The organism is Actinoalloteichus fjordicus (assembly GCF_001941625.1).
In the GTDB taxonomy this organism is placed as follows: Bacteria; Actinomycetota; Actinomycetes; order Mycobacteriales; family Pseudonocardiaceae; genus Actinoalloteichus_A; species Actinoalloteichus_A fjordicus.
Map to the genome: position 1 here is coordinate 3,781,341 of NZ_CP016076.1, position 16,187 is coordinate 3,797,527.

At 71.7% G+C, this 16,187-nt stretch carries 2 protein-coding genes; both read right to left on the minus strand.

From position 1 onward, the window contains the following. Positions 1–37: 37 nt before the first annotated feature. Positions 38–14,635 (minus strand): type I polyketide synthase, encoded by a 14,598-nt coding sequence (locus tag UA74_RS16530; protein WP_449688615.1) that lies wholly within the window; start codon positions 14,633–14,635, stop codon positions 38–40. Positions 14,636–15,142: 507 nt separating this feature from the next. Beyond that, a complete protein-coding gene (locus tag UA74_RS16535; RefSeq protein WP_198042741.1) occupies positions 15,143–16,045 on the minus strand; it encodes a glycosyltransferase family 2 protein in 903 nt (300 codons plus the stop codon). Between the last annotated feature and the right edge of the window lie 142 nt (positions 16,046–16,187).

Consider the following 16,187-nt stretch of genomic DNA (forward strand, 5'->3'; position numbering starts at 1 on the left):
AGGTCGTCCCTTTCGCGGCGCGATCGAGCCAGGTGAATCAGGAGATTCCCAGTTCGTTGTCGATCAGATCGAAGATCTCGTCGTCGCTTGCGGCGTCGATCTTCGGATCGACCTGGTCCGTTCCTGGGGACATCTCGTCCAGTGCGGACAACAGCCGACGCAACCTGTCGGTGAGAGCGACCCGCTCCGGCTCGCTGCCGGCGATCCCGGGTAGCGCTCGTTCGATGGCCGCCACCCCGCCGAGGGCATCGGCGAGGCCGTCGCCCGCCTCCTGGGCGGTCTCCGCCCGCAGGTGACCGGCGAGGGCGGCAGGCGTGGGGTAGTCGAACAGCAGGGTCGCGGGCAGCCGGAGCCCGGTGGCCGAGGTGAGCCTGTTGCGCAGCTCGACGGCGGTCAGCGAGTCGAAGCCGAGATCGAGGAAGCCCCGGTCGGTGTCGATGGTCTCCGGGTCGGCGATGCCGAGGACCTGCGCCGCCTCCACCTGCACCAGATCGGCCAGCAGCTCATACCGTTCCTCGGCGGTCAGCGGGGCCAGCCGTTCGGCCAGTTCGGTCTCCGGTGCCGGCCCGGCCCGGCGCAGCCGGGGCGGGGCGAGTGCCCGCAGCATCGGCGGTACCGGCCCATCGGCCAGGGCGCCGGTCACCAGACGGGACGGCACGAGCACCGGCTCGTCCCGCGCGGTGGCGAGATCGAACAGCTCGAACGCCTCCGCCGTGACCAGCGGCGCGAGGCCGCCTCGGGCCATCCTGGCGAGATCGGCCGGATCGAGTTTCCCGGTCATCCCGCTCGCCTCGGCCCACAAGCCCCACACCAGGGACTGGGCGGGCAGGCCGAGTGCGTGCCGCTGCCCGGCGAAGGCGTCCAGGAAGGCGTTCGCCGAGGCGTAATTTCCCTGCCCGGTGCCGCCGAGGGTGCCTGCCAGGGACGAGTACAGCACGAAGGCCTCGAGGTCGAGATCCACGGTGAGCTCGTGCAGGTTGACCACCGCATCGACCTTCGGTCGCAGCACGGTGTCCATCCGGGCCGGCGTGAGGGCGGTCAGCACTCCGTCGTCGAGTGCCCCCGCCACGTGCACCACAGCGGCGAGCGGGTGCTCCTCGGGTACCGAGGCCAGCACCGAGGAGAGTGCCGCACGGTCCGCCGCATCGCAGGCCACCAGCCGAACCTCGCAACCGAGATCGGCGAGCTCGGCCACGAACTTGGTGGCGCCGGGCGCCCCCGGGCCGCGCCTGCCTGCGAGCAGCAGGTGCCGAACCCCGCGCTCGGTGACGAGGTGCCGGGCCAGCACACGGCCGAGGGTGCCGGTCGCACCGGTGATCAGCGTGGTGCCGTGTCGCGGCCACTCCCGCCGGTGCGCTGCGGAATCGGCGGCGCCCGCCGGATCGACGGCGCCCGCGGGGACCAACCGGGGTACATGCACCTGGGTGCCTCGGATCGCCAGCTGGGGTTCCCCGCTCGCGAGCGCGTCGGCGACCACCCGGATCGGGTACTCGTCCGGTTCGAGGTCGAGCAGCACGAACCGGTCCGGGTGCTCGGACTGTGCGGTCCGCAGCAGGCCGTGTACCGAGGCACCGACCGGGTCCGCGACCGCGCCTGCGGCCGCGCAGGCTCCCCTGGTGAGCACCACCAGGGTGGTGTCCGTGAGGCTGTCCTCGGCGAGCCAGTCCTGCACCAGCCGCAGCGCCCGGTTCGTGATCGCGCGGACCGCGTCCGGCACGGTCGTCCCCGGCGGCGGGGCGATGGAGAAGTCGGCGAACACGACATCCGGCCGAGCGGCGGCGGAGACGACGGAGGCGAGGTCGGCGAACTGGTCCGAACCGTGGAAACCGGTCAACCCGTCACCGGCAGGTTCCAACAGACCCCACCTGCCGGGCACCGATTCGGCGACCGGGAGCACCGGCCAGTCCAGGCGGTACAGGGCATCCGCCCCGGCAGGCCGTGCGGCCAGCAGCTGTTCGGCGGGCAGTGGTCGCAGACGCAGCCCGGCCACCGAGATCACCGGGCGACCTGCGGGGTCGGCTGCGACCAGCGCGACGGAGTCCTCCCCCGTCGGCGACAGTCTGATCCGCAGCGCGGTCGCCCCGGTGGCGTGCAGGGTGATGCCGCTCCAGGAGAAGGGCAGCCGCCCGCCGGAATCGGAGTCCTCGAAGGCGATCGTGTGCAGCGCGGCGTCGAGCAGCGCGGGGTGCACACCGAAGCTCCCCGCAGCGGCCTCCTGACCTGCGGGCAACGCGACCTCGGCCAGTACTTCCTCGCCCAGCCGCCAGGCTGCGCGCAGGCCCTGGAACACCGGGCCGTAGTCGAAGCCGTTGGCCGCGCACTGCTGATACAGGTCCGAGATGTCCAGCGACTGCGCACCGGCCGGTGGCCAGTCCGCCCCGGCCGGCGATGCAGGCCCTCGGGCCCCGGCAGTGGCACCGAGGACACCGGCGGCGTGCTGGACCCAGCCACCGGGGCCGGTGTCGGGCCGGGTGTGCACGGTGATCGCCCGGCGGCCGGACTCGTCGGCGGGAGCGAGGACCAGCTGGAGCCGCACCGCACCGTCGGCCGCCAGCACCAACGGCGCCTGCAGGGTCAGCTCCTCGATCACACCGGTCCCCACCGGTTCTCCTGCAGCGAGCGCGAGTTCGAGGAACGCGGTGCCAGGGAAGAGGATCGTGCCGGACACCACGTGCTCGGCGAGCCAGGGCTGGGCCTGCGGGGAGATCCGGCCCGCGTACAGCATGGTGCCGTCGGCGGCCAGTTCCACCACGCTGCCCAGCAGCGGGTGACCGGTCGGCGCGAGACCGGCCTCGCCGCCTGCCCGCCGGGTGATCTCCAGCCAGTACCGCTCGCGCTGGAACGCGTAGGTCGGCAGATCGACGCGGAGCGCACCGGGCCTGCCGAAACCTGCCTCGCGGTCGAGTGCGACGCCGCGAACGTGCAGTTCGGCCAGCGCCGTGGTCACCGCGTCCCGATCGGCACGGTCGCCGCGCAGTGCGGACACCGCGACCGTGTCCGGGCTGATCGCGTCCGGATCGTCCTGGACGAGCGCGATCAGCACGCCGTCCGGGCCGAGTTCCGCGAACGCGGTGACCCCGAGTCCGGTCAGGGTCCGGACGCCGTCGCCGAAGCGGACGGCCTCGCGGACGTGGCGCACCCAGTACTCCGGGGTGCACAGGTCCGGCCCGTCGGCGAGCGCGCCGGTCAGATTGGACACCACGGCGATGCGGGGCGCCGAGTAGTCGAGCCCGGCAGCGATCTCGGCGAACTCCGCCAGCATCGCGTCCATCAGCGGGGAGTGGAACGCGTGCGAGACCCGCAGCCGCTTGGTCTTGTGGCCGCGTTCGGCGAGTTGCGCGCCGATCCGGTCCACCGCATAGGCGGCACCGGACACCACCACCGAGCGCGGGCCGTTGACCGCCGCGATACCGACCTCGTGCTCGTGTCCGGCGAGCAGTGCGCGGACCTCGGCCTCGGCGGCGAGCACCGACACCATCGCCCCACCGGGCGGCAGTGCCTGCATGAGCCGCCCCCTGGCCAGCACGAGCCTGCACGCGTCTGGCAGCGTGAGCACGCCGGAGAGATGGGCGGCGGTGATCTCGCCGATCGAGTGGCCGAGAAGGTAGTCCGGTTCGACTCCACAGGCCTCGAACAGCCGGAACAGCGCGACCTCGACGGCGAACAATCCGATCTGGGTGTACTCGGTGCGGTCCAGCAGTTCGGCGTCCTCGCTGCCCGCCTCGGCGAACACCACCTGCTTGAGCGGGCGGGCCAGTTCGCCGTCGGCATGGGCGCACACCTCGTCGAACGCGGCGGCGAACACCGGGGAGACGGCATGCAGGTCCCGGCCCATCCCGGCCCGTTGGGCGCCCTGACCGGTGCACAGGAAGGCGAGCTTCCGACTGACTGCCGCGCCCGTGATCAGCCCGGGGGCGGTCTCGCCCTCGGCAAGGGCACGCAGCGCGGTCAGATCCCCGCCGGGGATCACCGCGCGGTAGTCGAACTCGGCACGGGTGGTGGCCAGCGACCAGGCCACATCCGAGGGATCGAGAGTGGGTTGCTGCTCGACGACGTGCAGCAGTCGGCCCGCCTGCCCACGCAGCGCCGCAGCCGAGCGCGCCGACAGCGGCCAGGCCGGTGCGATGCCCGCGAGTGCGGTGCCCATCGCCTCCGGTTCGGCGGTCTCGGCCACACCGTCCCGGTCCAGCACCACGTGCACGTTGGTGCCGCTGATCCCGAAGGAGGACACCGCTGCCCGCCTCGGGCGGACGCCCTCGACCCACGGCACCGGTTCAGTGAGCAGTCGCAGCGACCCGGAACTCCAGTCGATGTGCGGCGAGGGCTCCTCGGCGTGCAGGGTGCGCGGCAGCTCTTCGTGCCGCAGCGCCATCACCATCTTGATCAACCCGGCCAGCCCGGAGGCGGCCTGGGTGTGACCGATGTTCGACTTCACCGACCCGAGCCACAGCGGCCGATCGGCAGGCCGGTCCCGACCGTAGGTGGCGAGCAGGGCCCCTGCCTCGATCGGATCGCCGAGCGAGGTGCCGGTGCCGTGCGCCTCCACCACATCCACATCGGACGGCTCCAGACCGGCATTGGCCAAGGCCTGCCGGATCACCCGCTGCTGCGCGGGCCCGCTCGGAGCGGTCAGCCCGTTCGAGGCGCCATCCTGGTTGACCGCCGAACCGCGCACCACCGCGAGCACCCGGTGTCCGTTGCGGTGGGCATCGGAGAGCCGTTCGACGAGCAGCATTCCGGCGCCCTCGGCCCAGCCCGCACCATCGGCGCCTGCGCCGAACGCCTTGCAGCGGCCGTCGGGGGCGAGCGCCCGCTGTCTGCTGAACTCCACGAAGGTGTCCAGGGTGGAGATCACGGTGACCCCGCCTGCCAGCGCCATCGTGCACTCGCCTCGGCGCACCGCGTCGGCGGCCAGGTGCAGTGCGACCAGCGAGGAGGAGCAGGCGGTGTCCACGGTGAGCGCAGGCCCCTCGAAGCCGAACAGGTAGGAGATCCGGCCGGAGGCGACGCTGCCCGCGCTGCCGGTGGCCAGGTATCCCTCCAGTCCGTCCGGGGTCTGTCCGCTGCGGGAGGCGTAGTCGTGGTAGTTCGAGCCGACGAACACGCCGATCCGCTCGCCCCTGGCGCCGCCGGGATCGATCCCGGCGGTTTCGAAGGCCTCCCAGGACGTCTCCAGCAGCAGCCGCTGCTGCGGGTCGATCGCGAGGGCCTCACGCGGCGAGACGCCGAAGAACTGGGCGTCGAACTCACCGGCCTCGTGCAGGAATCCGCCGCCCGTGGTGTAGAAGGTGCCCTGGTGGTCGGGGTCCGGGTGGTAACTCTCGTCCAGCGCCCAGCCTCGGTCGGCAGGCAGCGGGGAGATCACGTCCCGTCCTTCGGCGACCAGCCGCCAGAGGTCCTCGGCGGATTCGACGCCGCCGGGGAAGCGACAGCCGATGCCCACGATCGCGATCGGGTCGTCTACGGCGGGTCCGCTTGTGGTGGCGGCGGGCACCGGCGCATCGGCAACCGCGCCGAGCAGTTCCGCTGCCAGATACCGCGCCAGTGCGGTTGCCGTGGGGTGATCGAAGACCAGGGTCACCGGCAGCCGCAGCCCGGTGCTCTCGGCGATCCGGTTGCGCAGATCGACCGAGGTGAGCGAGTCGAAGCCGAGATCACGGAACGCGCGGTCGGCGTCGATCGCCGCCGCGTCGGGATAGCCCAACGCGGTGGCGGCGAGCTCTCGGACCGAGTCGAGCAGCCAGGCGGAGCGTTCCGAGGCAGGCAGCGCGCGGAGTTCGCCGACGAGCCCCGGCTCCTCGGTCACCACCGATGGCACCGCCGCAGGCAGACCGCGTAGCGCCGGGTTCGGGCGCGAGGCCGTCAGACTCGGGCCGTAGCGCTCCCAGTCGATCTCGGCCACCGCGAGGAATGCCGTGCCGTCGGCCACCGCCCGACCCAGTTCGGCGAGGGCGGGTTCGGGTTCCAGCAGGCCCATCCCGCTGCGCCGGAAGCGGGCCGCCGCCGCCTCGTCCACCAGTCCGCCGCCCGCCAGGGCGCCCCAGGCGAGGGAGGTCGCGGGCAGGCCGAGCCCGCGCCGATGCTCGGCCAGCGCGTCGAGGTAGGCGTTGGCGGCGGCGTAGCTGCCCTGCCCCGGTCCGCCGAGGGTGCCCGCCAACGAGGAGAAGAGCACGAAGGCGTCCAACTCGTGATGTCGGGTCAGCTCGTGCAGGTTGCGCGCGGCGTCGAGCTTGGACCTCAGCACGCCTGCGACTCGCTCCGGGGTGAGCGTGGCCAGCACGCCGTCGTCCACCACGCCTGCGGTGTGCACCACGGCGGTGAGTTCGCCAGGAAGCGAGTCCAGCAACGCGGACAGCGCCTCTCGGTCGGCGACGTCGCAGGCCGCGACGGTCACCTCGGCACCGAGCTCGCGCAGCTCGGCGGCCAGTTCCCCGGCTCCCGCCGCAGCCGGTCCACGGCGGCTGACGAGCAGCAGGTGCTCGGCGCCTGCGGCGGCCAGCCACCTGGCGGTCCGGGCGCCGAACGAGCCGGTGCCACCGGTCACCAGCACGGTGCCGCTCGGGGTCCACTCGGAGGTCCCCGCGTCGGGCTCGGCGCGCACCAGGCGCCGGGCGAGCAGTCCACGCCCGCGCACCGCAAGCTGGTCCTCACCGTCCACACCGGACAGCGCGGCGCAGATCAGGCCTGCCGCGTGGTCGTCCCACTCGACGGGCAGGTCGATCATGCCGCCCCAGCGCTCGGGGTGTTCCTGGCCTGCGATCCGTCCCAGTCCCCAGCCGAGGGCCTGCAGCGGCGCGGTCAGCGGCTCGGCCGGTTCGGTGCTGACGGCTCCCCTGGTCACGGTCCACAATGCGGCCGGAACACCGGAGTCTCCCAGTGCCTGGAGAAGAGTGAGAGTGGCGAGAAGTCCGACCGGCGTCGCCGAGTCCGGGCCCGCCGGTTCTTCGGCGGCGCCGAGCAGGGAGAGCACTCCGGTGAGCCTGCGTTCGGTGTCCGCCTCGCGCAGTCGGGTCGCCACGGCGGCGCGGTCCCCGCTGCCGTCGACCACCAGCACCCGTAGATCGGCCCCCCGCCCGCGCAGTGCATCGGCGAGCTGCTCGTGGGCGTGGTCGCCTGCGGGCACCGCAAGCAGCCAGGCGCCGGTGAGGTCGGTGGCTGCGAGGTCGGTGCCTGCCTCGACCGGCTGCCAGTCGACCTGGTAGCGGCGGCCGCCCTCGGCGGACGCGGTGGAACGGCTCCGCCGGGCCGGGGTCTCGGAGGCGAGCCAGTAGCGCTCCCGCTGGAAGGCGTAGGTGGGAAGTTCGACGGTGTGCGGATCGAAGGAGGCGAAGACCGGGGCCCAGTCCACCGGCAGACCTCGGACCCAGGCCTCGGCCAGCGAGGTCAGCAGCCTGCCGATTCCGCCCTCGCCGCGCCGCAGCGTGCCGACGACGGCGGTGGGCGTGAGCGCGCCTGCCCGGTCCAGGCCGTCCTGCACGGCCATGGTGAGCACGGGGTGCGGGCTGATCTCGACGAATCCGGTGAAGCCCTGTCGGGCGAGCGCGCCGATCGCGGTGTCGAACCGGACCGTGGCGCGCAGGTTGCGGTACCAGTAGTGGGCGTCCAGGTCGGCGGTGTCGAGCCAGTCGCCGGTGACCGTGGAGAAGAACGGCACGGTCCCGGACTGCGGGCTGAGGCAGGCCAGCGCCTCGACCAGTTGTTCCTCGATCCGCTCCACCTGCGCCGAGTGCGAGGCGTAGTCGACCGGGATTCGGCGGGCACGCACCTCCTGTGCCTCGCATTCGGCAAGCAGCTCCGCGAGCGCCGAAGGCTGACCGGAGACGACGACCGCCGACGGCCCGTTGACCGCCGCGATGGAGATCCGCTCCTCGAACCGGTCGATCCTGGTGCGTGCCTCGTCCACCGACAGGGCCAGCGACACCATGCCGCCGTCGCCTGCGAGCACCTCGGCGATCAGTCGAGAGCGGAGGCAGACGATCCGCGCGCCGTCGGCGAGGCTCAGGCCGCCTGCCACGACGGCGGCGGCGATCTCGCCCTGGCTGTGCCCGGCGACGGCCTGCGGTTCGATGCCGTACGCCCGCCACACCTCGGCGAGTGACACCAGTACGGCGTACAGCAGCGGCTGGACGACGTCGACCCGCTCCAGCAGGGCCTCGTCGGACAGGGCCTCGCGGGCGGGCCAGTCGGTGTGCTCGGCGAACGCCTCCGTGCATTCGGCGAAGCGGGCGGCGAACACCTCGGAGGACTCCAGCAGCTCCACCGCCATGCCGGTCCACTGCGATCCCTGGCCGGGGAACAGGAAGGTGATCCGCCCGTCCACGTTCGCGATGCCGGTCACGAGACCGGGTGTGGAGCCGCCGTCGGCGAGCACACCCAGCCCGTCCCGCAGCGCCTGCCCGCCCTCGGCGACCACGACGGCGCGACGGTCCAGCGCGGCCCGCGAGGTCGTGAGCGAGAAGCCGATGTCCACGGCGGAGGTCTCGGTGCCTGCGAACCGGTCCAGCAGGGCCGCGGCCTGGGCGCGCAGTGCGGGGGCCGTCCGGGCGGACACCGGCCACGGCACGGTCAGGTCCGCCTGCGGCGGCGTGGTCACAGCCGCAGGCACGACCGTCCTCGGGTGATCCTCCTCGGTCGGCAGCTCCTCGATGACGACGTGCGCGTTGGTACCGCTGACCCCGAAGGAGGAGATCCCGGCGCGGCGGGGTCGGCCGTCGCGCTGCCACGGCTGTTGTTCGGTCAACAGCCGGACGTCACCGGCCGTCCAGTCCACATGAGTGGTGGGCTGGTCGGCGTGCAGGGTGCGGGGCAGCTGCTCGTTCCGCAGCGCCATCAGCATCTTGATCAGACCGGCCAGCCCGGAGGCCGCCTGGGTATGACCGATGTTCGACTTCACCGACCCGAGCCACAACGGCCGATCGGCAGGCCTGCCCTGTCCATACGTCGCCAGCAGGGCCTGCGCCTCGATCGGGTCGCCCAGCCTGGTGCCGGTGCCGTGCGCCTCCACGACATCCACATCGGACGGCTCTAGGCCTGCATTGGCCAAGGCCTGGCGGATGACCCGCTGCTGCGCCAGGCCGCTCGGTGCGCTCAACCCGTTCGAGGCGCCGTCCTGGTTGATCGCCGAACCGCGCAGCAGGCCGAGTACCCGATGTCCGTTGCGGCGGGCGTCGGAGAGCCGCTCGACGAGCACCAGACCGGCGCCCTCGGCGAGCGCCATGCCGTCGGCGCCCGCGCCGAAGGCCTTGCACCGGCCGTCCAGGGACAGACCGCGCTGCCTGCTGAACCCGATGAACCCGTCCGGGCCGTACATGACCGCGACGCCACCGGCCAGCGCCATCGTGCACTCGCCTCGGCGCACCGCATCGGCGGCCAGGTGCAGCGAGACCAGCGCGGAGGAACAGCCGGTGTCGATGGTGATCGCCGGCCCCTCCAGGCCGAAGGTGTAGGAGACCCGGCCGGACAACACGCTGGTCGCGGTGCCGGTCACCAGGTGGCCCTCGGCGCCGTCGGGCAGTTCCGGGGTGTCGTTGCCGTAGCCCTGATAGGCGGCGCCGAGGAACACCCCCGTGCTGCTGCCGCGCAAGGTGTGCGGGTCGATCCCGGCCCGCTCCAACGCCTCCCAGGCGACCTCCATCACCATCCGCTGCTGCGGATCCATCGCGAGGGCCTCACGCGGGGAGATGCCGAAGAACCCGGGGTCGAAGTCCGCCGCCCCGGTGACGAACCCACCGCTGCGCACGTAGCTGGTGCCCGGCCGGTCGGGGTCCGGGTCGTACAGCTGCTCGACGTTCCAACCCCGATCCTCGGGAAACGTCGAGATCGCGTCGACACCGGCGGCGACCAGGTCCCACAGCTGTTCCGGGGTGCTGACATCACCGGGGAACCGGCAGGCCATCGACACGATGGCGATCGGGTCGTCGTCCACCTCGGTGCGCGTCGACACCGGTGCCAGGACGGGTTCGTCGGCGCGGTCGCCGAGCAGGGCGGTGCGCAGGTTCTCGGCCAGCACGGTGGCCGTCGGGTGGTCGAAGACGATGGTGGAGCGCAGCCGCAGGCCGGTGGCCGCGTTGAGCCGGTTGCGTAGTTCGACGGAGAGCAGCGAGTCGAAGCCGAGTTCCCGGAAGGCACGTCCGGTGTCCACCATCTCCGGGCCGTCGTGGCCGAGCACCGCCGCGACCTGGCTTCGCACCAGGTCCAGCAGCAGCCAGTCCTGTTCGGCTCGTTCGAGATTGCGCAGCCGCCGCGCGAATCCGCCGTCTGCGGTGCCCTCCTCGGCCGTCGACGCCGCATCCGCCGCCAGGATCTCGCGCACCTCGGGGATCTCGGCGAGCAGGGGGCGGTCGCGCGTGGCGGTGAAGACCGGCACGAACCGGTCCCAGTCGACATCGGCGATCGCGATGAACGCCTCGTCCCGGTCGAGCGCCTGCTGCATGCCCGCCACCGCGATTGCGGGGTCCATGAAGGTGATCCCGCGAAAACGCAGTTGTTCCTGCATCTTGTCGACGGCCATGCCGCCGCCGTCCGGACTCCAGATGCCCCAGGCGATCGAGGTGCCTGCGAGGCCGCGAGCCCGGCGGTTCTCGGCGAGCGCGTCGACGTAGGCGTTGGAGGCCGCGTAGGCGCCGTGGTCGCCGCTGCCCCAGACGCCCGCGACCGAGGAGCAGAGCACGAACGCGTCCAGGGTGTCCTCGGCGAACAGCGCGTCGAGGTTCCGCGCGCCTGCCATCTTGGCCCGCACGCCCTCGGCGAAGTCCTCGATCGAGGTGTCGGCAAGCGGCACCAGTAGACCGATGCCCGCGGTGTGCACGACCGTGCGGATGTCGTCGCCGTCGCGCGCCAGGCCCTCGACCAGCTCGGTCAGCGCGTCCAGGTCGGTGACGTCGCAGGCGACGATGGTGACTCTGGCGCCGAGGGCGGTCAGTTCGGCCGCCAGTTCGTCGGCTCCCGGGGCGGCACTGCCTCGGCGGTTGGTGAGCACCAGGTGCTCGGCGCCGCCGCAGGCAAGCCAGCGAGCGGTGTGCGCGCCGAGACCGCCGGTGCCGCCGGTGATCAGCGCGGTGCCGCGCGGAGTCCAGCGGCGGTGCGGTGTGCGGTCGCCGATCGGCAGGCGTACCAGCCGCCGGAGCAGGACCCCGGTGCCGCGCACCGCGAGCTGGTCTTCGGTGCCGGGGTCGGCGAGGACGCCGGTCAGGTGCGCAACGGTGGCGGTGTCCAGGTCGGCAGGCAGGTCCACCAGCCCGCCCCAGCGATCCGGGTGTTCCAGCGCGATCACCCGGCCCAGGCCCCAGAACGCGGCGTCGGCGGGGTTGTCCACCTTCTCACCCCGGCCGGTGGCCATCGACTCCCGAGTGGCCAGCCAGAGTCTCGCGGTACCGCCGACATCGGACAGTGCCTGGAACAGGCCGACGGTGGCGGTCATCCCGATGGTGAGTCCGGTGTGACCGGGGTCGGGACGGTGGTCGGCGGCGAGCAAGGAGAACACGTCTGTCACCGGGTCGGTGTCGAGCAGTTCGTGCAGCCGGGTCGCCAGGGCGGCTCGGCCGAGGTCCTCGTCGGGACCCAGCACGAGTTCGCGGACCTGCACGCCTGCGCCGGTGAGGCCGTCGCGGAGGGTGTGTGCCCGGTCGGCGTCGGCTTCGGAACTCACCAGGAGCCAACTGCCGGTGAGCGCGCGGCGCGGGGCGGCCGGGCGGGGCCGCCAGCTGATGCCGTAACGCCAGCGGTCCAGGCTGCTGTCCTGCCGCTGCCTGGCGCGTCGGGCGGAGAGGGCGGGGAGGACCTCGGCGAGGGCGGCGGGGGTCACCTCGAGTTCATCGGCGAGCGAGGCGAGATCGTTGGCGTCCACCGCCTGCCAGAACCCGGCGTCGGCGGGCTCGGCTACCGCTCCGGGCGCGGCCGGGGTGGCGTCGAGCCAGTAGTGGCTGTGTTGGAAGGCATAGGTGGGCAGGGGCGCGCGCCGGGGTTCGTCGCCGAAGGCGGGGGTCCAGTCCACCGGATACCCCAGTGCCCAGGCCTGGCCCACGCTGTCGTACAAGCGGCGCAGCCCACCGTCGTCCCGCCGCAGCGTCCCCGTCACCAGGACCCCGTCGACCTCCAGGGCGTCCAGAGTGTCCAGGATGGACATCGTCAGCACCGGATGCGGTGAGGATTCCACGAATCCGGTGTAGCCCTGCTCCGCCAACGCAGTGATCGCAGAGTGGAAATGCACCGTGTGGCGGAGGTTCCGGTACCAATAGTCGGCGTCCAACTCACTGGTGTCGATCCAGTCGCCGGTCACCGTGGAGAAGAACCCCGTCTCACTGCTGCGCGGCGTGATCTGCGCGAGCACCGCCAGCAGATCGGCTTCGAGCCGCTCGACCTGCTCGGAATGCGAGGCGTAGTCCACCGCGATCCGCCGCACCCGAACACCCTCGGACTCACACGACCCGGCGAAGCCGGCCAAGGCCTCGGGTTCGCCGGAGACCACCACCGAGGACGGGCCGTTCACCGCCGCGACCGACACCGAACCGGCACCGAAACCCGCGAGACGGGACCTGACCTCGTCCTCGGGCAGGGCCACCGACAGCATCCCGCCACGCCCGGCCAACGTCTGGGCGATCAACCGGGAACGAGCACACACCACCCGCGCGCCATCAGACAACGACAAGCCACCCGCCACCACCGCCGCAGCAATCTCACCCTGCGAATGACCCACCACCGCATCCGGCCGAACACCAAACGACTCCCACACCGCCGCCAACGACACCAACACCGCAAACAACACCGGCTGAACAACATCAACCCGCGCCAACAACCCCTCATCATCCACAGCAGCGACAAGAGACCAGTCGACCCACTCCCCCAACGCCTCCCCACACTCCGCGAACCGCGCAGCAAACACCGGTGAAGACCCCAGCAACTCCCGACCCATCCCCACCCACTGCGAACCCTGACCCGGAAACACCAAGGCCACCCGACCAGCAGGACCGGCCACGCCGGTCACCAGGGCTGCGTCGGAGCCGTTGTCTGCGAGGACGCCTGCGGCCGCGATCAGTTCCTCCCGGCGGTCGCCCACCAGCACCGCGCGGTGTTCCATGGCGTCGCGTGCCGTCGCCATGGCGAACGCGGTGTCCCCCGGGGACAGCTCCGGCCGGGCGCGGACATGCTCGAGCAGCCGCTCCGCCTGTGCAGACAGCGCGGCGGCCGACCGAGCCGACAGCAGCCACGGCAGCATCCCCGGCTCGGTTGCGAGGCCGTCGGGGGCCGTCTCGGGTACCGGCGCCTCCTCGACGATCACGTGCGCGTTCGTCCCGCTGCCGCCGAAGGAGGACACGCCCGCACGCCGGGGCGCATCCGTGGCAGGCCAGGTTGCGTTCTCGGTGACCAGCTCGACCTGTCCAGCCGTCCAGTCCACGTGCGAGGTCGGGGTGTCCACGTGCAGGGTTGCGGGCACGGTCGCGTGTTGCAGCGAGAGAACGGTCTTGATGATCCCGGCGACACCGGAGGCCGCCTGCGAGTGCCCGATGTTCGACTTCACCGAGCCGAGCAGCAGCGGCCGTCCGCCCTCGCGGTGCTGCCCATAGGTGGCAAGCAGTGCCTGTGCCTCAATCGGGTCGCCGAGCTCGGTGCCGGTGCCGTGTGCCTCCACGGCGTCGACCTCGGCGGGTGAGAGCCCCGCGTCGCGCAGTGCCTCGCGGATCACCCGCTGTTGGGCGGGCCCGCTCGGCGCGGTGAGACCGTTGGACGCACCGTCCTGATTGGTCGCCGACCCGCGCAGGACGGCGAGCACTCGATGGCCGTTGCGCTGCGCGTCGGACAGGCGCTCCAGCAGGAGCACGCCGATGCCCTCGGACCATGCCGTGCCGTCGGCTGCTTCGGCGAACGGCTTGCAACGCCCGTCGGGCGCGAGCCCTCGCTGTCTGCTGAACTCCACGAAGTTGCGAGGGGAGGCCATGACCGTCGCACCGCCGACCAGCGCCATCGAACACTCCTGCTGGCGCAGTGCGCGGATGGCGAGGTGGGTCGCCACCAGCGAGGAGGAGCACATCGTGTCGATGGTGACCGCAGGTCCCTCGAACCCGAAGGTGTAGGCGATCCGGCCGGAGAGCACCGCACTCGAGGAACCGGTCAGCAGATGCCCTTCGACGCCGTCGGCGGCACCGTCGACGCCCGCGCCGTAACCCTGGTTGCTCGATCCGACGAAGACCCCGGTTCCGCTGCCGCGCAATGACTCGGGTGCCAGGCCCGCGCGTTCGACCGCCTCCCATGAGACCTCCAGCAACAGCCGCTGCTGTGGATCCATGGCCAGTGCCTCGCGTGGGGACACACCGAAGAAAGCCGCGTCGAATCCGGCCGCGCCTGCAAGGAAACCGCCCTCGCGCACGTAGGATTTGCCGCTCCGCTCGGGGTCCGGGTCGTAGTATCCGGCTGCCTCCCAGCCACGGTCGGCGGGCCAGTCGGACATCACGTCCCGGCCGGTTGCCGCGACCTCCCAGAGCTGTTCGGGCGAATCCACCCCGCCGGGGAATCGACAGGCCATGGAGACGACGGCGATGGGCTCGTGGCGATCGGCTTCGACCTGCCGCAGGCGCTGACGAGTCTGCCGCAGATCCGCGGTCACCTTTTTCAGGTAGTCGCGAAGCTTGCCGTCGTCCACCATCTACCACCAACTCCTTGACGCAGGGGGCGACATCGGATTACCGCAGGAAAGGAACGATCGCCGGGCACGCCGGTGCGCAGCCGAGCGTGAGAACTGATCGGAAATCTGCCAGAGACCGATTAGCAGAATTGTCAATCTTGCGGGGCACGGGCAGCCGAGAAAGCCCGGCCCAGGTGGACAGTGCGGTTGACCCGGGGTGGGTCGACGCCTGGCGGGTGATCGACATCACCCGTCCCCGTCCGCCATCGGGCGTCTCGTCCGATGGCCGGGCTGGGACCGAAACCGCAGGTCCGCCAGTCTGCTCCGACGCGGGCGGCCTGCCGACCCCGCTGGAGCACGCCGCCGTCGCCGAGCAGCGCTGGCGGACCCGTTCGCGAATTCGATGCCGCCATCGGATCGAGTGACATCATCCGAAGATCTTCCGCAGTTCCGTGATCGCGTGCGCACGAGCCGGAAAACACCACCCGGCACGGGACTACCCGACGATTCCGGTCGGGAGGTGCGTCAGTCCGCTATTGCGGCGATCGAGTCACCACGCAGTACCGCATCGAGGGCCTGTGGGATCAAGGCGGTGTCCATCAGCGCGGTGAGCCGGTCACGCAGGCGAGTGTCCGAGACCAACAGCCCCGTCGCCAGGTCGGCGTCCACGGTGGCCCGGTCGCGCTGCCGCCCGGCGTAGATCTCGGCCAGCCGCCCGGCCTGGAAGGCTGCGTAGTCCTGCCGCCAGTGGAAACCCGCATAGGGGCTCAGCCGCTGGTTCGTGTTGTAGGACGAGCCACCATTGATGATCTTGCGGCAGTACTGCTCGTAACCCCGGTCGGGAACATGCAACAGCGACAGCGGCCGGTGTTGCGCCTTCGGCCCCAGGTTCGGCCCGGAGGCCCCGTGGTTGCCCTGGTCCACCGTCACCTCGGGATCACCCCGGTGGCAGACCTTGGCCGGGTCCCCGTGCCCGAGATCGGCCAGTGAGGTGGTGTCCCGCAGGATGAGCCGGTCGAGCCACGGACCGGTGGCATCCGGATCGGCGACGAGGTTGTCCGGCCGCACCGGCAGCAGGCCTGCCTGTGGTTCCACCTCGGCGAAGGCCGAGGCCAGCGCACCGCGTTCCACCGTGGCGGCGCCGTCCGGCCAGAAGAACTCGTCGGCATCGCAGTTGATCACCCAGTCGGCGCCGTGGGCCTCGGCGGCCCGGCGGGCCATCCTGGTCACCCAGCGGCCCTGTTCATAGTCCTGGGTCGGTTCGTGGTGCAGTTCGAGCATCCCGAGGTCGCGATACGCCTCCAGCACCTCCACCGTGCCGTCCACGGAACCGTTGTCGGTGGCCACGATCAGATCGACACCCGCATCGAAGTGGTGCTCGATCGTCGCCGCGACCACGTCGACCTCGTCGCGTACCAATAGGGTCATGACCAGCTGCATGTCGTCCTGTCTCCTCAGTGGGTTCGGCTGCGGGCAGGCTGCAGCGGGTGAGCGCTGCCGCCCTCGGTGGTGTCCGTCGGTCGGGGCGTAACGGTCGTCTCGGCGCTGTCAGTCCGAGGATCGACACCGG

Excerpts from the sequence above, each read along its gene's own strand:
- UA74_RS16535 (WP_198042741.1), bottom strand. The coding sequence starts at position 16,045 with ATGACCCTATTGGTACGCGACGAGGTCGACGTGGTCGCGGCGACGATC.